This window comes from Cellulomonas chitinilytica, assembly GCF_016862675.1.
Classification (GTDB): Bacteria; Actinomycetota; Actinomycetes; order Actinomycetales; family Cellulomonadaceae; genus Cellulomonas; species Cellulomonas chitinilytica.
Genome location: NZ_BONK01000001.1, coordinates 392530 through 411383, shown reverse-complemented (window position 1 = coordinate 411383; position 18854 = coordinate 392530). Strand labels below are relative to the sequence as shown.

Sequence of the window (18854 nt, the reverse complement as noted above, 5' to 3'; positions counted from 1 at the left end):
GCACGCATGGCCAGCATCGAGGCCGTCGGCGCCCGCGAGATCCTTGACTCTCGCGGCAATCCCACTGTCGAGGTCGAGGTGGCACTCGACGACGGCACCATCGCGCGTGCAGCGGTTCCCTCGGGTGCCTCCACGGGCGCGTTCGAGGCGGTGGAGCGTCGCGACGGCGACAAGTCCCGCTACCTGGGCAAGGGCGTCGAGGAGGCCGTGAACGCGGTCATCGACGAGATCGCCCCCGAGCTCATCGGCTTCGAGGCCTCGGAGCAGCGTCTCGTGGACGCCGCCCTCATCGACCTCGACGGCACCCCCAACAAGGGCAAGCTCGGCGCCAACGCGATCCTCGGTGTCTCGCTCGCCGTCGCGAAGGCCGCGGCCGACTCGGCCGACCTTCCGCTGTTCCGCTACATCGGCGGCCCGAACGCGCACGTGCTGCCGGTCCCGATGATGAACATCCTCAACGGTGGGTCGCACGCCGACTCCAACGTCGACATCCAGGAGTTCATGGTCGCCCCTCTCGGCGCCACGACCTTCCGCGAGGCGCTGCGCACCGGCGCCGAGGTGTACCACTCGCTCAAGTCCGTGCTGAAGAGCAAGGGCCTCGCGACGGGTCTCGGCGACGAGGGCGGCTTCGCGCCGAACCTCGAGTCGAACCGCGCCGCGCTCGACCTCATCCTCGTCGCGATCGAGCAGGCCGGCTTCACGCCCGGCACCGACCTCGGGCTCGCGCTCGACGTCGCGTCGACCGAGTTCTTCAAGGACGGCGCGTACCAGTTCGAGGGCAAGGCGCAGTCGCCCGAGTTCATGATCTCGTACTACGAGCAGCTCATCCGCGACTACCCGCTGGTCTCCATCGAGGACCCGCTGTCCGAGGACGAGTGGGACTCGTGGTCGCAGCTCGTGTCCGAGGTCGGCGACCGCGTGCAGATCGTCGGCGACGACCTGTTCGTCACCAACCCGACGCGTCTGGCCCGGGGCATCGAGACCAAGGCCGCCAACTCGCTGCTGGTCAAGCTCAACCAGATCGGCACGCTCACCGAGACGCTCGACGCGGTGACGCTGGCCCAGCGCAACGGCTTCACGACGATGACCTCGCACCGCTCCGGCGAGACCGAGGACACCACCATCGCCGACCTGTCCGTCGCGACGAACGCCGGCCAGATCAAGACCGGTGCGCCCGCCCGCGGCGAGCGCATCAACAAGTACAACCAGCTGCTCCGCATCGAGGAGGAGCTGGACGACGCCGCCCGCTACGCCGGCCGCTCCGCCTTCCCGCGGTTCCGCCAGGCGTGAGGCCGTCCCGGCCGGTCGGCTGACGCCGAGCGGCCGGACCCCGCACCACCACGAGAGCGTGCGACCCGCCCGGGTCGCACGCTCTCGTGCGTCGTGCGTCAGGCGTCGTGCGTGCGTCAGCCCGCCCGCAGCCGCGCGGTGAGGACCGCGACGTCGTCGGTCCTCGTCCCAGGTCCGAGCGCCGCGATGATCCCGGCGGCCGAGACACCGTCTGACGCGTGCACCCTGCCGAGCGATGCCGTGAGCCGCGCGAGCCCGACGTCGAGCGACTCGCCGCGCCGCTCGATCAGCCCGTCGGTGTAGAGCACGAGCGTGTCGCCGGGGAGCAGCTGGGTCTCGCGATCGCAGCGCGCGGCGTCGGGCACGATGCCGAGCATGAGGTCGCTGCGGCCGGCCAGCAGCTCGGCGCGGCCGTCGGCGCGCACCACGGCCGGTGGCAGGTGGCCCGCGCTGGACCAGCGCAGCCGGCGCCCGACACCGCCCGGGCCGGACCCGGCCGGGTCGAGCCAGGCGAGCACGGCGGTCGCGGTGGCCGACAGCCCGATGCCGTCGATCGCCCGGTCGAGCTGGGTCAGGACGCTCGCGGGGGACCGGTCCTTCGCCCAGGCGAGGCCGCGCAGCACCGAGCGGAGCTGACCCATCCGGGCGGCGGCGAAGATGTCGTGCCCGGTGACGTCGCCGATGGTCAGGGCGAGCGAGCCGTCGGGCAGGCGGATCGCGTCGTACCAGTCCCCGCCGACCTCGTCGGCCCGAGCGGCGGTGGCGTAGTGCGCGTCGAGCGCGACGTCCCCGAGGGTGGGGAGCTCGGGCAGCATCGAGCGCTGCAGCACGTGCGCGGCGACCCGGCGGTCCTCGAGCACCGTGGACCGCGACAGGGCGAGCGCCGCGTAGCCGCCGAGCGCCCGCAGGGTGTCGCTCAGCTCGTCGTCGAGCTGCTGGGCGTCGTCCCACGTCAGGACGAGGACACCGAGGACGCGGTCCTCGACGACCAGCGGGACGAACGCCGACGCCCCGGCGGCCTGCGGTCCGGCGACGGCCGGCCCGCCGTGGGCGGCGCCGAGGGCGTCGCGGGAGGGGTAGAGGCCGGTGCGGCGGGTCGCCGCGGCGTGCCGGGCGGCCGCGTCGACGGCCGGTGCCACGGTCGCGGCGGGCCGAGCGGAGGCCTCCGGGCCGGCGTCGTCCACCGGGAGGGACGGCCCGGGACGGTCCTGCCACGGCACGAGCCGGGCTCCGTCACCCTGGACGAGGCTGACCCCCGTCGTCGCCGCCCCGAGCGCGCCCGCGGAGAACCGGCGGATCGTCGCGATCGTGTCCGGCACGCTGCTGACCTGGGCGAACGCCTCGGCGAGCTCGAGGAGGAGCTGGCTGTGCCGGTGCGCGCGCATCGCGCGGACGCGGAGCTCCCCGGCCCGCTGGGCGTGCTGGCGGAGCTGCACCTCGGTGCTGGCCGCCGACGCGGTGTCCTCCAGGTAGCGCAGGTCGTCGTCCGTCCAGGCGCGCGGTCGGTGGTCCACGGCGCACAGGGAGGCGACGACCTGACCGTCGATGTCGAAGATCGGGAATCCCGCGTACGCGATGGCGTCGAGCTTGCGGATCGCCGGGACGTCGCGCAGCCCCTCGACGGTGCGGGCGTCGGTGACGACGAGGGGCTCGGCGTCGGCCAGCACGTACTGGCAGAACGTCCACGACAGCGGGGTGCTGCGCAGCGACGCCCACGGCTCGACGAGCCCGGCGGCTCCGAGGTACGTCTCCTGGTCCCCGGCGGGGAACGCGACCAGTGCGACCGGCACGCCGAGGTGGGCGCGCACGAGGCGGGCGAAGCGTTCGAATGCCGGGTCCGGCTCCGGTGGCGTGACGGGCGGGAGGGCGTCGTCCCCCGGCGGCGGGCCGGCCGCAGCGGCGTGCGTGCTGGCTGCGCGGCTCACACGGTGAGTCTGTGTCCGGTTCCTCCCGATGTCCAGGTCGGCGCGCACCGACCGCGGGCGAACTTCCGGCCCACGCGTCCGGCGCCGGTCTGCTCGCGTCGCCGCGACCGGTTCCACCATGTGAGCGTTCCGGTGCGAACCCTGTCGTGCGCGCGCCCGGACGTGCAGCATGCCGGCCTCGCCCCAGCGGACGACGAAGGGATCGCGGCATGAGCGTGCAGAAGTCATCCCCGGCGGCCGAGCCCGCCGGGACCCCGGTGCGTCGGGCACAGCGGCTCCACCTGTCCGAGGACTGGCTCGCGACCGTCGTCGGGCTGGTCCTGCTCGTGCTGGTCCTGACGGGCGTCATCACCGGACCGGTGGTGCCCTGATGGCCGCGGACGCCGACGCGGGCGCGTCCGCAGCCGTCACGACCGACCGCGAGGGGACCCACGACGAGCCGCTCCCCGGCACGCCGACGGCCGACGCGGGCCTCGGGTGGGCGGTCGCGGGTCTCCTGCTGGTGGTCGCGCTCGCCGCGCTCACCCGCTTCCTCACGACGAACGTGCCGACCTGGACGGAGGGCACCGCGTTCGGCGACGTCGCCGAGTCGGTCGAGTTCCCCGTCTACGCCATCGCGCTCGGCCTGCTCGGCAACGCGGTGCTCGTCGCGACGCACCTCAAGGACAGGCTCGCGGCGGGCTTCCGCACCGAGCTCTTCATCAAGACGGGCGTCGTGCTGCTCGGTGCGTCGGTCAACCTCTCGCTGATCGTCACCGCGGCGGTCCCGGCGATCGTGCAGGCGCTGGCACTCGTCTCGAGCGTGTTCCTGTTCACCTGGTGGTGGGGCGGTCGGTTCGGGCTCGACGACAAGCTGCGAGCCCTGCTCGCCACCGCGGTGTCGATCTGCGGGGTGTCCGCGGCGATCTCGGCAGCCGGTGCTGTGCAGGCGAAGCGCGAGCAGCTCGCCTACGCGGCGACGCTCGTCATCGTGTTCGCGCTGCCGTCGATCTTCCTGCTGCCGTGGCTCGCGGACGTGCTCGACCTCACGCCGGCCGTCGCCGGTGCGTGGATCGGCGGCAACATCGACACCACGGCCGCCGTCGCGGCGGCGGGGACGATCGCGGGCGAGGACGCGCTCGCCATCGCCGCGATCGTGAAGTCGACGCAGAACGTGCTCATCGGCGTCGTCGCGGTCGCGCTCACCGCGTGGTTCGCGTTCCGCGTCGAACGCCGGCCCGACGCCGAGGCGCCCGGCGGCGGCGAGATCTGGCGGCGGTTCCCGAAGTTCGTGCTCGGATTCCTCGCCGCGTCGGTGATCGCGACGGTCTACACCTCGAACGTCGGTCCGGACGCGGCGAAGCCGGTCATCGCCGTCGCGAACGACCTGCGGACGCTGTTCTTCATCCTGGCGTTCGTCAGCATCGGGCTGGAGCTGCGGGTCCGGTCGCTGCGCACCGCGGGGTGGCGGCCCGTCGTCGTGTTCGGTGCGGCGGCGGTGTTCAACCTGGTCGTCGGGCTCGGCCTGTCCACCGTGCTGTTCCGCGGGTTCGAGGCCTGACGACGGGTCCCGCGGTCGGACCGGGGCCGGGTGCGGCCCCGCGCGATGCGCACACGCGCTCTCAGGATCGCGTTCCACCCGGCGCGCCCGGCCCACGTCCGCGCAGGTGGGCGCGGTCCGAGGCAGAATCGACGCATGTCCGCCCCCCGTCGTCCGGTGCAACCGGGTGCGTCCGGGCGGCGACCGGCACCGCCGAGGACCACCACCCCGCCGACCCCGTCGTCGGGTACCCCGCGTGCGGGGGCGGGCCGGCCCTCCGTCGCCCGCCCGTCGTCGCCGCGCTCCGGCGCGACGCCGCGCGTGGGTGCCGGTCCGACGGCGGCCCGCGGCCCGGCGGCCCGGTCCGGTGCGTCGCGGCCCTCGTCGCGGGCGGCGACGCCCGCTCGTGGCACGCCGCGCGCCGAGCGGGTCCAGGTGCGGATGCCGCGACTGTTCAGCGTCCGCGTGCTCGTGTTCTCGCTCGTCGTGCTGCTCGCGTTCATCCTCGTCTCGCCGACGCTGCACTCGTACCTGCAGCAACGGCAGGACCTCGAGGACCTGCGCCGCGAGGTGGCGGCGGCCCAGGCACGCAACGACGACCTGCGCGCGGACCTGTTGCGCTGGGACGACAGCGCCTACGTCATCGCGCAGGCTCGTGAGCGGCTGTCGTTCGTGATGCCCGGTGAGATGGCGTTCCGCGTGAAGGACCCGGAGACCGTCCCGGACACCCCCGCCACGACCTCCGGCCCGGCGGCCACCGTGCAGGGCGAGGACGTGACACGGCCCTGGTACGCGACCGTGTGGGACTCGGTGCAGATCGCGGGCAAGACGCCCGCCGGCACCGCCCCCGACGCCGCCACGACCCCTCCGGCGACGTCGCCCGAGACACCCGACCCGGGCCCGTCCGGCGGCTGACCGACGACCTGCCGGCCGACCGCCGCGGGCGGGGGACAATGGTCGCCGAACTTCACGCCGAACCTCACGCCGACCCTCGCGCCGACCCTGCCGTCGGCGGCCCGCAGCTCCGCCAGCCCCACGCGAACAGGACCCCGCATGGCCCCGACCCCCGACACGACCGTCACCGACGAGGACCTCGTCGTCCTGGCCGAGCAGCTCGGTCGTCCGCCGCGCGGCGTCGTCGGCATCGCGGCGCGATGCGTCTGCGGCCGGCCGCTCGTGGTCCGCACGGCCCCTCGGCTGGACGACGGGACGCCCTTCCCGACGACCTACTACCTGACGTGCCCACCGGCGGTGGCCGCGGTGAGCACCCTCGAGGCGTCGGGCGTCATGAAGGAGCTGACGGCACGGCTCGCGGACGACGAGGAGCTCGCGGCCGGTCATCGTCGGGCGCACGAGGCCTATCTGGCCGACAGGGAGGCGCTGGGGCACGTCGAGGAGATCGACGGGGTCTCCGCCGGCGGGATGCCGACGCGCGTGAAGTGCCTGCACGTGCTCGTCGGGCACGCGCTCGCGGCGGGACCCGGCGTCAACCCGGTCGGCGACGAGGCGCTCGCGATGATCGGCGACGAGTGGCGTCCCGACCGGTGCACGTGCTGAGCGGTGCGAGGATGACCGGCGTGACTCGTGTGGCAGCGATCGACTGCGGGACCAACTCCATCCGGCTCCTCGTGGCCGACGTCGACCGGGGGGCCGGCACTCTCGTCGACCTCGACCGTCGCATGGAGGTCGTGCGGCTCGGCCAGGGTGTCGACCGGACGGGACGGATCGCCCCGGAGGCGATGGCCCGGACCCTCGACGCGGCGCAGCGCTACGGCCGGATCTGCGACGACCTGGGCGTCGAGGCGGTGCGGTTCGTCGCGACGTCGGCCTCCCGTGACGCGGAGAACCGTGACGAGTTCGTCGTCGGCGTCCGGGACGCGCTGGGCGTCGAGCCCGAGGTCGTCGAGGGCACCGAGGAAGCCGCCCTCTCGTTCCGCGGAGCGACGGGTGTGCTCGCCGCTCGCCACCCGGGCCCGTACCTCGTGGTCGACCTCGGCGGCGGGTCGACGGAGCTCGTCCTGGGCACGTCCGCACCGGAGGCGGCGTACTCGATGGACGTCGGCTGCGTCCGGATCACCGAACGGCACCTGCTCGGTGACCCGCCGACGACTGCTGAGGTCGCGGCCGCCCGGCACGACGTCGCCGCCGCTCTCGACACGGCCGCCGCGGTCGTCCCGCTCGGCAAGGCCGTCACCCTCGTGGGTCTCGCGGGGTCGGTGACGACCGTGACGGCGCACGCGCTCGGGCTGCCGTCCTACCAGCCCGCCCGGATCGACGGCGCCGTGCTCCCGGTGGAGACCGTCCTCGCCGCGTGCGACGACCTGCTCGCCAGGTCCCACGAGCAGCGGGCGGAGCTCGGGTTCATGCACCCGGGGCGGATCGACGTGATCGGTGCGGGCGCGCTCGTGTGGCGCGAGGTGGTGAGCCGCGTGCGCGACGAGGTCGCCGCGGCCGGCGGGCGCCTGACCGACGTCGTGACGTCCGAGCACGACATCCTCGACGGCATCGCCTGGAGCGCCGCCGAACGCTGACCCGGCGGAGCGCCGAGCGCCGCCCCAGCCTCGGGCGTTCGCATCCGTGGTGGGTGCGCCGAACAGGCCCGATGGCGTGCCGCACTGACCCCGGTGGGGGACCGGTTCGGCGGGGTGCGGAGCCGGGGGTGGCACCCGCCGACGACGCCGTCCTCGCGCGCGGTGGCACGTGAGGTTCGCCTGCCGCGCCTCGGGCGGTCAGAACGGCGGGGTGTTCGGCGACGGGTGCGGGCACGTGAGCCGGTGGCGGCGCGTGAGCCGGTGGCGGCGCGTGGACCGGGTGCGGAGCGAGCAGCAGCGGTGACGCCACGAGACTCACGGCCGGCCGGACCGTCGTGATGCCGAGCGGGCTCGTCCACCAGGTGCTCCCGGTCGTCGGGTCCCGGCCCACGGACCAGTGGCCGTGGGTCTTCGCCCGGTGGTGGCGGCACAACGCGTGCAGGTTGCCGGTGGTCGTCTGCGGATGGGTCGCGCGCCGGGTCCGGTCGAACGGGACGACGTGGTCGAGGTCGCATCGTGCCGCCGGCTGACGGCACCCGAAGAACGTGCACGTGACGTCCCGGGCGATGACGGTGCGGGTCAGGTCCGCGCCCGGCCGGTAGGTCGTCGCGCCGGCCTCGACGGCGACGCCCGTCGCCGCGTCCGTCAGCACGCGGGTTCACGTCGCGTCCTGGGCGAGCTCGCGGGCCATCGCGGCCGGGATCGGCCCGAACGAGCCGAGCTCGGCGGGTGCGTCGTCGACCCCGAGAAGGGTCGTCGCGGCGACGGTGAGCTGGACGGCCGTGCGGCGCCCGTGACGCCGGGGGAGCGGGCCGACGCCCGGGACCTCCTGCGTGTCCAGGATCCGCAGGAAGACGTCCGCGAACGCGTCCGCACGGCGCTGGTCGACGCCGCGCTCGTCGCCGGCGGGCGCCGACGTGCCCGCCAGGGCGTCCACCACGGTGTAGACCGCCACGGCGGCGGGCGCGGGGAGGTACGCGCTGACCCACGCCATGGCGTCGTCGCCCCACTCCAGGCGGACGTGTCGGTCCTGCCTGGCGCGAGCCGCCCGGACCTCCACCTCGGCCGGGCAGGCCAGCAGGACCGTGCGGCGGACGTGCCGGCGGAGCTGAGGGGCCGTGAGGTCGGACGCATGGGCGACCGCGTCGAGGACGACCTCCCGGCGCGCGACGTCGCCCAGGCTCGCCGGGAGCTCGTCGAGCACGGCGGTCACCTTGCGTCCGTCGATCCGGCCCTCGAGGAGCGCGTCGTGCAGGGCGTGGTGCGTCCCGAGCGCGACGGCTTGGTGCACCGCCGCCTCGGCCGTGTGCCGCGTGGTGACCAGGGCGCAGGCGAGCTCGTCGGCGAGGTAGGTGCCGCTCGCCGTGCCGGCGGACCTCGCGACGAGCTCGCGGATCAGGTCGGCCTGCCGGGCGAGCGCACCCGACATGACCCGCTGCCAGGCGACGACCGCCTCGACGAGCGCGACGTCCGACGCGTCACCGACGTCGAGCGACTCCAGGCCGCCGGCCAGCAGCGCGACCGACCTCGGCGACTGCGCGTCGACAGCGGACAGCAGCGCATCTGCGGCAGCCCTCATCGCGCACCTCCGAACCGGTCGATTCGAACAAGTGTACGACTCACCACTGACAGGCGCGGCACCCGGTCCGGCGTGCTGGACGGTAGTGCGCAGTGTGCAGTACCGTGCGGATGCGGGGACCGGAGGGGGTCCCCGCACCAGACTCGCGGCGCCCCCGGGGCCCCGCGCGGCTCGACGAGGGAGGTCGCATGGACACCACCCAGCTGCTCAAGGGCGTGCTGGACCTGGCCGTGCTGGCCGTGGTCGCGGACGAGGACGGGTACGGGTACGACGTCGTCCGCCGGCTGCGCAGCGCGGGCATCGAGGAGGTCGGCGACGCGTCGGTCTACGGGACGTTGCGCCGGCTCTACTCGTCGGGCGCGCTGACGTCCTACGTGGTGCCGAGCGACGAGGGGCCGCACCGCAAGTACTACGGCATCAACGCGCAGGGCCGGGCGATGCTCGAGGCCCAGCGCAAGGACTGGCAGGAGTTCGCGGGCACGATGGCCCGGCTGCTCGGGACGGAGACCGTGCGATGAGCGTGCTCGCAGACACCGCCGGCCTGGACGTCGTCGGCTATGCGGCGGCGGTGCGGCGCAGCCTCGTCGGGCTCTCCCAGGACCAGGTCGACGACCTCACGGACGGCCTCGAGGCCGACCTGGCCGACGCCCTCGCCGACGAGCGGCACGTGGCGCACGGGCGCGAGCTCGTCGAGCAGTTCGGTGCGCCGGAGGCGTACGCGGCCGAGCTGCGAGCAGCGGCCGGCCTCCCCGCGGCCGGCGACGCCCGGGCCCGGCGTCCGCTCGACCCGGTGCGGCGATCACGCGAGGTCGGTACCCGGGTGCTCGGTCGTCTGCGCGCCCAGGCCTGGTGGCCGCCCGCCGAGGCGTTCCTGGTCTCGCTCCGGCCGGTGTGGTGGGTGTTCCGGGCGTGGCTCGTGCTCCAGCTCGCGACCGCGTGGGTGCTGGGCGACCGGCGCATGAGCTGGCTGCCGAACGCGTTCGCGGAGTGGGTGGTGCTCGGCGGGCTCGTCGTGCTGAGCGTGCAGTGGGGGCGCGGGGTCTGGTTCCAGTCGCGCAGCACGCGCTGGCTGCCGGTGCTCGCGAACGTCGTCGTCGTGCTCGCCCTCCTGCCCGTGCTCGCCACGATGAGCCACCGCTCCTCGCAGGTCGAGGACGTGTACCGCGCGTGGGCGGCGGGGGCGTTCAACGGCGGCGTGCAGACCGTCTACCAGGACAAGCCTGTCGACGGTGTGGTCGTGGACGGCATCCAGGTGAGCAACCTGTTCGTCTACGACGCGCAGGGCGACCCGCTCCAGGACGTGCAGATCTACGACGACCGCGGCCTGCCGGTCCGCACGACGTTCGACGACGGGTACGACCAGTTCTGGTTCCCGGGTTCGACCGAGCCGTGGTCGTTCGTGCCGGCGGCGGACGTGGGCGGCCAGGCCCGCTGGAACGTGTACCCGCTGCGTGGTGCTCCGACGTCGCAGTTCGAGTACGACGGCGGCTCGCCCGCGCTGCAGGTCGGGACGTCCGCCGGGACCCCGCCGTGGCCGTTCGCGAAGGCGCCGGCGCTCGTGGGGCGCGGGACCGTGCCGGCCGACCCGGCGGAGGGCACGGTGAGCGCGTCGGGCGACCAGACGGCGGGTGCCACCCCGACGCCGTCCGGCACGACGGGACCGACGGCGGGGCCGACGGCCGCTCCGACCCCCTGACGGCGACCAGGAGGTCGAGCGGCCGGGCACCGACGTCGTCACGCCCGGCGGCCGTCCGGCGCGACGGCCGGACGGCTGGACGGCGACCGACCATCGACCGGCGCCGCGCCGAACGCGCCGTCCAGCCTGCCGCGGTCGTCCCGGGGCCTTTCCCGACGTCCGCGCAGGTGGGAAGATGTGTCCCGAGCCTGGGAGCGCTCCCAAGCTGCACGACATCCGACGCCCGCCCGCTCGACGAGGAGCAGCGACATGCCCGACCACCCGCGCGCGACGCCCCGCGCCTGGGACGTCCCCATGGACCGTCGGGCGGCCCTCCGGCTCGGCGGGGGTCTGGTCGCCCTCGGCGCCCTGGCAGCCTGCACGCCGGCGGAGCGCACCGACACGGTGACGCCGACCGCGACCCCGACGGCGACCGCCTGGGCTCCGCCCGCGCAGCCCATGACCTTCCCGGCCGCGTTCGTCTTCGGTGCCGCGACCTCGGCGTTCCAGGTCGAGGGGTCGACGACCGCCGACGGCCGCGGCCCGTCGATCTGGGACACGTTCGCCGCGGTCCCGGGCCACATCGCGGGCGGTGCGACGGGCGACCCGGCCGCCGACCACTACCGGCGGTGGGAGCAGGACCTCGACCTCATGTCGGACCTCGGGCTGCGGTCGTACCGGTTCTCGGTGGCGTGGCCGCGGATCCAGCCGACCGGCTCGGGACCGGTGAACCAGCCGGGTGTCGACTTCTACCGCCGGCTCGTCGAGGGGCTGGGTGAGCGCGGGATCGCCCCGGCGATCACGCTGTACCACTGGGACCTGCCGCAGCCCTTGCAGGACGTGGGCGGGTGGGCGGTCCGCGACACCGCGGAGCGCTTCGTGGACTACGCGGGGATCATGTTCGACGCGCTCGGCGACGCCGACGCGACGTGGCTGACCATCAACGAGCCCAAGACGACGGCGTCGGTCGGCTACGGCACGCCCTACCACGCGCCCGGCGTCGCGGACGTCCAGCAGCAGGTCGCCGCCGTGCACCACCAGCTGCTGGGGCACGGGCTCGCGGTGCGCCGGTTCCGGGAGAGCGGTGCCCTAGGTGGGATCGGGATCGCGCTCAACCTGCTGCCCGTGTACCCGGCGGGCATGGGCGCGGAGGCGCCGACGACGAGGGCGGACGCCGTCGAGAACCGTCTGTACCTCGACCCGGTCCTCCTGGGCACGTACCCGGACGACGCCATCGGGGAGAAGGCCGGTCAGGTCCACGCCGACCCGGCCGCGTTCCAGGCGCTGGTCCAGGCCGGCGACCTCGACACGATCAGCGAGCCGCTCGACGTGCTGGCGGTCCAGTACTACGGCGTCGCCGGCATCGACCGGACGGGGAACGTCGTCACGATCGCGCCGCAGTCCGACGCCGAGTGGCAGCAGGTCCGACCGGAGGGCCTGTACGACGTCCTGACGCGGCTGACCCGCGACTACCCCGACGCGCCGCCGCTGGTCGTCACGGAGAACGGCATCCCCGACCCCACGGCCGCGGGCACGACGCAGGACGACGAGCGCACCGAGTTCCTCCGGGCCCATTTCCAGCAGGCCGCGCGGGCGATCCAGGACGGCGTCGACCTGCGGGCCTACTACGTGTGGTCGCTGCTCGACAACTTCGAGTGGGCGGAGGGGCTGACGCAGCGGTGGGGACTCGTGCACGTCGACTTCGACACCCAGGAGCGGACCCCGAAGGCGAGCGCCCTCTGGTACCGCGACGTGATCGCCGCCGGGGCCGTCCCGCCGGCCGGATGACGACGACGGACGATGCCGACCGGACGGCGGACGGATGACGCCGACCGGGTGACGTCGCCCGGATGTCGGCCCGGCGCCGGACGGCGCACAGCGGGCACCCAGGCGGTGTGCGCAGCGTCACCGTCCGGCGATGAGGCGGTGAAACTCGGGCGGCGATACCGTAAATACATGCCTCAGACCGTCCCCGCCCCTGCCGACGCGTCCCCGTCCGGCACTGCGGCGCCCCGCCAGACCAAGCCCCGCAAGGTCCCGCGCGTCGTCGTCCTCGGCGGCGGGACGGTCGGCCTGTACACGGCCCGCCGGCTGCGCAAGCGCCTCGGCAAGCGCGAGGCGGCCATCGTCGTCGTCGACCCGCGTCCGTACATGACGTACGCGCCCTTCCTCCCCGAGACGGCCGCCGGGTCCATCGACGCCCGCAACGTCGTCGCCCCGCACCGTCGCGCGCTCAAGGGCGTCGACGTGCTGCAGGGCAAGGTGTCGCAGATCCACCACGCCGAGCGCACCGTCGAGATCACGCCCGAGGAGGGCGAGCCGTACTGGATCACGTACGACCACCTGGTCGTCGGGCTCGGCTCGGTCGCCCGCACGCTGCCCATCCCGGGCCTGGCGGAGAACGGCATCGGCTTCAAGAACGTCGAAGAGGCCATCGCGCTGCGCAACCACGTGCTCAACCGGATCGACCTCGCGTCGAGCACCTGGGACCCGGAGCTGCGCAAGCGCATGCTGACGTTCGTGTTCGTCGGCGGCGGGTTCGCCGGGATCGAGGCGCTCGCCGAGGTCGAGGACATGGCCCGCGTCACCGTGAAGTACTACAAGGCCATCGAGCAGGACGAGCTGCGGTTCGTCCTCGTCGAGGGCTCGCCGCGCATCCTTCCCGAGGTCAGCGAGGAGCTCGGCGGCTACACGCTCGAGCAGCTGCGCAAGCGCAACATCGAGATCCACCTGTCGACGTTCCTCAGCTCGTGCGTCGACGGCCACGTGGTCCTGTCGAACAAGACGGAGTTCGACGCCGAGACCATCGTCTGGACCGCGGGCGTCAAGGCGAACCCGGTGCTCCAGAACTCGGACCTGCCGCTCGACCAGATCGGCCGCGTCACGACCAACGCGAAGCTCCAGGTCGTCGACGCGGACGGCGTCGTCGTCGCGGACGCCTACGCGGCCGGTGACTGCGCCGCCGTGCCGGACCTGTACAACCCCGGCAAGTTCTGCCCGCCGAACGCCCAGCACGCGCTGCGCGAGGGCAACCACCTCGGCGACAACCTCGCCCGGGTGCTCCGCTCGGCCGAGCCGACGGAGTACAAGCACAAGAACATCGGCGCCGTCGCGTCGCTCGGCATGTACAAGGGCGTCGCCCAGATGTTCGGCCGGATCAAGGTCCGCGGCTTCCTCGCGTGGGTGCTGCACCGCTCGTACCACGTGGCAGCCATGCCGACGTTCAACCGCAAGATCCGCATCGCGGCCGGCTGGACGGGCTCGATCCTGCTGCGCCGTGAGGTCGTCGCGCTCGGTGCGCTGCACGACCCGCGCGCCGAGTTCCGCGAGGCGTCGGTCCCGCCGAAGCCGCGAGTCGTCGAGCCCGGTGAGAAGGACGCGGCCGTGCCCGCGATCAAGGCGGAGCCGGCGTCGCCCGCCAAGAGCCGTCAGGCGAAGAGCGCGAGCTGACCGGCTGCACCCTCTGGCTCGAGCCCTCGACCTTCCCGGGTCGGGGGCTCGCGTCGTCTCCGGGCGTCCGCGGCGCGCGGGCTGGCAGGATGAGGCCGCCGGTGGAGCCCCCGTAGCCCAATCGGCAGAGGCAGCCGGCTTAAACCCGGCCCAGTCCCGGTTCGAGTCCGGGCGGGGGCACGTGCTCGACGGGCGTCGCGCGACGGATCGTCCTGTGTGGCTCGCGGCTCGGCCGTCGGCGGGCGCTAGACGAGACCCGCGGCGAGCTCGGACTCCTCGATGCCGGCGAGCCACGTCCGCTTGGTCGCGCGCCAGCCTTCGTCGTCGGCGCCGAGCCGCCAGTAGCCGGACACGGACAGGTCGTCCCGGGCGAGCCCGCGGTCGGCGCGCAGGTGGCGGCGGAGCTCGCGGACGGCGCCCGCCTCGCCGTGCACGAACGCGCTGACGGGGCCCGGCAGCGGAGGCAGGGCGGTGACGCGCTCGACGAGGGCGGTGCCGGGGACGCCGTCGCCGGTGTGCACCCAGTGCACCTGCACGTCGGTCGGGACGTCGAGCGGGAGCTCGTCCTCGGGGCCGTGGACCTCGACGACGACGTGCCCGACGGCGTCGGCAGCGAGGCGTTCGACCGCGACGGCGATCGCCGGGAGCGCGCTGAGGTCGCCGACGAGCAGGTGGGAGGCGGCGGACGGGTCGGGGGACCAGGCTCCGCCCGGGCCGACGAGCAGCACCTCGTCGCCGGGGGTGGCGCGGTCGGCCCACGGTCCGGCGAGGCCGGCGTCGCCGTGCACGACGAGGTCGAGCGTGAGCCGCCCGTCGGCGAACCCGCGGACGGTGTACGACCGCTGGCGCGGCTGCTCGTCGGGCGGGAGGGTCGCGCGGACGGCGTCGACGTCGAGCCGGCCGTCGTCGCGCAGGGGCCGGTGGGTGCCCGCCGCCGGGGGAAGGAACACGAGCTTGACGTAGGAGTCGGCGTGCGGCGACGGCACGAACCCGGCGAGCCCGGGGCCGCCGACGACGACCCGGACGAGCGACGCGGTGAGGCGTTCGACGTCCAGGACCTCCCCGACGAACGGGGCGGGGCGGGGGCGGACGGGCGCGTCGGTCACCGGGTCACGGTAACCGCGGCGCCGGGGTGGTCGTGGCGGGCGGTCAGTGCGTGGGCCCGTGCGCGACGCTGGTCGAGGGCCGTCCGACCTTGGCGTCCATGTCCTCGTTGAGCCGGATGAGCAGGTCGGCGAGCAGCCGGCGGTCGTCGGGCGACCACTCGGCCAGCAGGTCGTCGTACACCTCGGCGCGGGCCTGCCGGGTGTGGGCGAGCGCCGCGGCGCCGGCCTCCGTCATCGTCACCACGGCCCGCCGCCCGTCGCGGTCGTCGCGTTCGCGGGTCACGTGCCCGGCGGCCTCCATCGCGAGCACCTGGCGCGTGACGGTGGAGGCGTCGAGGCGCAGGTGGTCGGCGATCTCGTTGATGCCGCAGGGGCCGTGCGCGGCGAGCTGGCGCAGCGCGAGGTAGGCGGAGCGTTCGAGCGTGCCGTCGAGGCGTGGTGTGCGGCGGCGGTTGCGGTCGGCGAGGCGCAGCAGGAGGGCGATCTGCAGCTCGACGGACTCGATCGGGTCGTCCAAGGGGTCACCTCCGTGTGAGCGTCGGGAATCTAGGTGTAGCATACAGGTAAATTACCTGCCCCCTACAGATACCAAGGGTCCACCTGTGGCTTCCACGCGCAACGAACCGAACACGACCGCGATCTTCGCGACCACCCTCACCGCCTTCTTCGCGATCGCGGGCATCGCGATCGTCGATCCCATCCTGCCCGCAATCGGCTCCGACCTCGGCGCGACGACCTGGCAGATCGAGCTCCTGTTCACCGCCTACATCGCCGTCATGGCGATCGGGATGATCCCGGCCGTCATGCTCACGGGCAAGTTCGGCTACAAGAAGATCCTCGCCACGGGCGTGAGCGTCGTGGCCGTCGCCGCCATCGCCGCCTCCCTCACGGGCACCATCGGCCAGCTCGCCGCGCTGCGCGGCCTGTGGGGCCTGGGCAACGCCATGTTCTTCGCGACCGCGATGGTGCTGCTCGTGTCGCTCGCCAACGACCGGGCCTGGGCCGTCGAGCTGTTCGAGACCTGCGTCGGCCTCGGCTTCGCGATCGGCCCGCTCATCGGCGGGCTGCTCGGCGAGATCAGCTGGCGCGTGCCGTTCCTGCTGTGCGGCGTGTTCATGATCGTCGCGCTCACCGTCTCGGTCACCCGGCTCAAGGACCCCGCCGAGAAGCCCGCGCCGCTCACCCTCGGCCAGGTGTTCACGCCGTTCCGCCGCCCCGCGTTCGTGATCCTGTGCGTCATCACGGCGACCTACAACTTCGTGTTCTTCGTCGTGCTCGGGTTCACGCCCGTGTTCCTGCACCTCGACGTCATCCCGCTCGGCTTCGTGTTCACCGCCTGGGGCGTCGGCCTCGCCCTCGGCATCCTCGTGGTCGGCCACCGGCTGGCGCACCGGATCGGTGCCGTGCAGACCGTCGGCATCGCGATCATCGTGCTGCTCGCGTCCCTGTTCGGCCTCGCGACGTCGCACAGCACCACGCAGTCCGTGCTCGTGCTCGTCGTCGCCGGCGTCTGCATGGGCATCTGCAACGCCAACCTCACGGACCTCGCGCTCGCGGCCGGCTCGCCCGACCGGCGCGTCACCACCGGGTCGTTCAACCTGGTCCGCTGGGGGTTCGCGGCCCCCGCGCCCGTCGTCGCCGGGCTGCTCGCCGAGCACGTCGGCCTCACGTCGCCCTACTGGGTCGCGATCGGCGTGCTCGCCGTCGGCGTCCTCACGTTCCTCGTCGCCGGTCACGTTCTCGCCCGCAACGTCGGGGAGCGGGTCTTCTGGTCCCGGCTGAACCGCGACGCCGCGACCGTCGAGGGCACCCCCGAGGAGGCGGTCGCCGAGTTCGTCTGACGAGCCGCCGCAGACGAGCGACGCCCGGCCGGACCGTGAGGTCCGACCGGGCGTCGCTCGTTCGTGCGGGACGAGCCCGCCGCGTCAGGCGTCGGGTCAGGCGTCGCGACGCTTGAGCAGCACCGCGGCCGCCGCCAGCACGACGACGACGTACGCGGCGAGGACGCCGAAGCCCGCCCACGCCGACAGCGTGATGACGTCGGGCTGGGCCGCCGCCATCGCCGCGATCTGGTCGTTCGTCTGCGTGACCTGCGCACCGGCCACGTTCGGCAGGAACGGCATGATCTTGTGCAGCGGCTCCCACGGGATCGCGCTGAACATGATCGGCAGGATGAGCAGCGCGCCGAGCACGGTGGCGATCGCCGCGGCGGAGTGCCGCATGAGCGCACCGAGCGCGAACGAGAGCAGCCCGATCATCGAGATGTACAGCGCGTAGCCGGTCAGCGCCCGCAGCGTCTGGGAGTCGTAGACGTCGACCGTCATGCCGTCGCCGCCGAAGATCGCGGCCTGCAGCAGCGCCGCGACCGCGATGGACGCCGCCGAGACGACGAACACGACCACGAAGAGCACGAGCGCCTTCGCCCACAGCACCGGGGTGCGGCGGGGCTCCGCGGTGAGGCTGGAGCGGATCATGCCCGTCGTGTACTCGCCCGTGATCGACAGGGCGCCGAGCACCGCGACGGCCAGCGGACCGAGGTAGACGTTCAGGCCGAACGCGTCCAGGGGGTTCGTCGGCGCGCCGGCGTCGTCGGGCGCGTTGACCATGGCCAGCGTGAGCAGCACCGTGAAGCCCACGAGCGCGACGGCCGTGATGGCGAGCGTCCAGATGGTCGAGCGGACCGACCAGAACTTGATCCACTCGGACTTGAGCAGGTGGCCGAACGACAGCTTGTGCGTCGTCGTCGGGCGCGTCACCTCGGCCCGCGCGGGGGCGACGGTGGTGGTGCTCATCGGGCGTTCTCCTCGTGGGTCGGGGCGGCGGCGTCCGTGCCTGCCGAGGTGTGCCCGCCGGCAGGTACGGCAGCCGAGTGGTACTCGACGGCGTCCTGCGTGAGGCTCATGTACGCCTCCTCGAGCGAGCCCGTGATGGGCGTGAGCTCGTGCAGCACGATCCGGCCGGCGGCCGCGACCTCGCCGACGGCCTCGGACGTGGCGCCGTGCACCTCGAGCAGGCCCGGCTCGGCGGACGTGATCGTGACGTCCGGGGCGGCGAGCAGCTCGGCCAGCTGCGAGGCCTGCGGCGAGCGCACCTTGACCGTCGCACGCGTCGCGGCGGCGATGACCTGGTCCACCGGGCCGTCCGTGATGATCCGGCCGCGGCCGATGACCACCAGGTGGTCGGCCGTGAGGGCCATCTCGCTCATGAGGTGCGACGACAGGAAGACCGTGCGGCCCTCCGACGCCAGGTACTTCACGAGGTTGCGGACCCACAGGACGCCCTCGGGGTCGAGACCGTTGACCGGCTCGTCGAGGATCAGTGTGCGCGGGTCGCCGAGCAGCGCCACGGCGATGCCGAGCCGCTGGCCCATGCCGAGCGAGAAGCCGCCGACGCGCCGCTTGGACACGTCGTGCAGGCCGGTCATGTCGATGACCTCGTTGACGCGCTTGTCGCCGATGCCGTGCGTGGCGGCGAGCGCGCGGAGGTGGTTCTTGGCGCTGCGGCCCGTGTGGACCGCCTTGGCCTCCAGCAGCGCCCCGACCTCGGTCAGGGGCGAGCGGTGCTGGGCGTAGGGGCGGCCGTTGACCGTGACGGTGCCGGCCGTCGGGCGGTCGAGCCCGACGATCATGCGCATCGTGGTGGACTTGCCGGCGCCGTTCGGGCCGAGGAAGCCCGTCACCTTGCCGGGCTGCACCGTGAACGAGATGCCGTCCACGGCGGTCTTCGCGCCGTACTTCTTGGTCAGGCCTTGGGCCTCGATCATCATCGGTCCTCGTCTG

At 73.8% G+C, this 18854-nt stretch carries 17 protein-coding genes and 1 tRNA gene; 12 read left to right on the top strand and 6 right to left on the bottom strand.

The features are described 5' to 3' along the window. Nucleotides 1-6 precede the first annotated feature (6 nt). Nucleotides 7-1290: a phosphopyruvate hydratase gene (gene eno, locus Cch01nite_RS01955; RefSeq protein ID WP_203747804.1), complete on the top strand. Its 1284-nt coding sequence runs from the start codon at nucleotides 7-9 to the stop codon at nucleotides 1288-1290. A 116-nt stretch (nucleotides 1291-1406) separates the two neighbouring features. Here eno and Cch01nite_RS01950 read toward each other — a convergent pair whose 3' ends face one another. After that, the gene (locus Cch01nite_RS01950; RefSeq protein ID WP_203747801.1) at nucleotides 1407-3215 is read right to left on the bottom strand and encodes a GAF domain-containing SpoIIE family protein phosphatase; all 1809 of its coding nucleotides are present in this window, start codon (nucleotides 3213-3215) and stop codon (nucleotides 1407-1409) included. 209 nt (nucleotides 3216-3424) lie between these two features. On the opposite strand from Cch01nite_RS01950, the gene Cch01nite_RS01945 reads away from it, so the two are divergent. From Cch01nite_RS01945 to Cch01nite_RS01925, 5 genes are all read left to right on the top strand, one after another. Next, complete coding sequence (locus tag Cch01nite_RS01945) at nucleotides 3425-3586, top strand: hypothetical protein (RefSeq protein ID WP_203747799.1); 162 nt, start codon at nucleotides 3425-3427, stop codon at nucleotides 3584-3586. Continuing rightward, complete coding sequence (locus tag Cch01nite_RS01940) at nucleotides 3586-4755, top strand: YeiH family protein (RefSeq protein WP_203747796.1); 1170 nt, start codon at nucleotides 3586-3588, stop codon at nucleotides 4753-4755. The genes Cch01nite_RS01945 and Cch01nite_RS01940 overlap by 1 nt, the downstream gene beginning before the upstream one ends. Nucleotides 4756-5175: 420 nt before the next feature. Next, the gene (locus Cch01nite_RS01935) at nucleotides 5176-5649 is read left to right on the top strand and encodes an FtsB family cell division protein (RefSeq protein ID WP_239069727.1); all 474 of its coding nucleotides are present in this window, start codon (nucleotides 5176-5178) and stop codon (nucleotides 5647-5649) included. Nucleotides 5650-5787: 138 nt separating this feature from the next. Continuing rightward, nucleotides 5788-6291: a DUF501 domain-containing protein gene (locus Cch01nite_RS01930; protein WP_203747794.1), complete on the top strand. Its 504-nt coding sequence runs from the start codon at nucleotides 5788-5790 to the stop codon at nucleotides 6289-6291. Nucleotides 6292-6311: 20 nt separating this feature from the next. Beyond that, nucleotides 6312-7265 (top strand): Ppx/GppA phosphatase family protein, encoded by a 954-nt coding sequence (locus Cch01nite_RS01925; RefSeq protein WP_275407156.1) that lies wholly within the window; start codon nucleotides 6312-6314, stop codon nucleotides 7263-7265. A 658-nt stretch (nucleotides 7266-7923) separates the two neighbouring features. On the opposite strand, the gene Cch01nite_RS01920 is transcribed toward Cch01nite_RS01925, so the two are convergent. Next, nucleotides 7924-8844 (bottom strand): DUF222 domain-containing protein, encoded by a 921-nt coding sequence (locus Cch01nite_RS01920; RefSeq protein WP_203747790.1) that lies wholly within the window; start codon nucleotides 8842-8844, stop codon nucleotides 7924-7926. A 188-nt stretch (nucleotides 8845-9032) separates the two neighbouring features. On the opposite strand from Cch01nite_RS01920, the gene Cch01nite_RS01915 reads away from it, so the two are divergent. From Cch01nite_RS01915 to Cch01nite_RS01895, 5 genes are all read left to right on the top strand, one after another. Continuing rightward, nucleotides 9033-9362 carry a PadR family transcriptional regulator gene (locus Cch01nite_RS01915; RefSeq protein WP_203747788.1) on the top strand — a complete coding sequence of 110 codons (330 nt, stop codon included), beginning with the start codon at nucleotides 9033-9035 and terminating at the stop codon, nucleotides 9360-9362. Next, nucleotides 9359-10540, top strand: a complete 1182-nt coding sequence (locus Cch01nite_RS01910) for an HAAS signaling domain-containing protein (RefSeq protein ID WP_203747786.1) — start codon at nucleotides 9359-9361, stop codon at nucleotides 10538-10540. The genes Cch01nite_RS01915 and Cch01nite_RS01910 overlap by 4 nt, the downstream gene beginning before the upstream one ends. Before the next feature lie 249 nt (nucleotides 10541-10789). After that, nucleotides 10790-12307, top strand: coding sequence for a GH1 family beta-glucosidase (locus Cch01nite_RS01905; RefSeq protein WP_203747784.1), 1518 nt, complete (start codon nucleotides 10790-10792; stop codon nucleotides 12305-12307). A gap of 168 nt (nucleotides 12308-12475) precedes the next feature. Continuing rightward, nucleotides 12476-13969, top strand: a complete 1494-nt coding sequence (locus tag Cch01nite_RS01900) for an NAD(P)/FAD-dependent oxidoreductase (RefSeq protein ID WP_203747782.1) — start codon at nucleotides 12476-12478, stop codon at nucleotides 13967-13969. 106 nt (nucleotides 13970-14075) lie between these two features. After that, a tRNA-Leu gene (locus tag Cch01nite_RS01895) sits at nucleotides 14076-14149 on the top strand. Nucleotides 14150-14214: 65 nt separating this feature from the next. Here the strand turns inward: Cch01nite_RS01895 and Cch01nite_RS01890 are convergent. Both Cch01nite_RS01890 and Cch01nite_RS01885 read right to left on the bottom strand, forming a co-directional pair. Continuing rightward, entirely contained in the window at nucleotides 14215-15075 is an 861-nt protein-coding gene (locus tag Cch01nite_RS01890; RefSeq protein WP_203747780.1) for a siderophore-interacting protein, read from the bottom strand. A 43-nt stretch (nucleotides 15076-15118) separates the two neighbouring features. Then, the gene (locus tag Cch01nite_RS01885; RefSeq protein WP_239069726.1) at nucleotides 15119-15592 is read right to left on the bottom strand and encodes a MarR family winged helix-turn-helix transcriptional regulator; all 474 of its coding nucleotides are present in this window, start codon (nucleotides 15590-15592) and stop codon (nucleotides 15119-15121) included. An 85-nt stretch (nucleotides 15593-15677) separates the two neighbouring features. Here Cch01nite_RS01885 and Cch01nite_RS01880 point away from each other — a divergent pair, with 85 nt between their 5' ends. After that, on the top strand, nucleotides 15678-16916 hold the full coding sequence (locus Cch01nite_RS01880; RefSeq protein ID WP_203747774.1) for an MFS transporter: 1239 nt from the start codon (nucleotides 15678-15680) through the stop codon (nucleotides 16914-16916). Nucleotides 16917-17012: 96 nt separating this feature from the next. Here Cch01nite_RS01880 and Cch01nite_RS01875 read toward each other — a convergent pair whose 3' ends face one another. Further along, nucleotides 17013-17867 (bottom strand): ABC transporter permease, encoded by an 855-nt coding sequence (locus Cch01nite_RS01875; RefSeq protein WP_203747771.1) that lies wholly within the window; start codon nucleotides 17865-17867, stop codon nucleotides 17013-17015. Next, the gene (locus tag Cch01nite_RS01870; RefSeq protein ID WP_203747769.1) at nucleotides 17864-18838 is read right to left on the bottom strand and encodes an ABC transporter ATP-binding protein; all 975 of its coding nucleotides are present in this window, start codon (nucleotides 18836-18838) and stop codon (nucleotides 17864-17866) included. Before Cch01nite_RS01870 ends, Cch01nite_RS01875 begins: the two co-directional genes overlap by 4 nt. Between the last annotated feature and the right edge of the window lie 16 nt (nucleotides 18839-18854).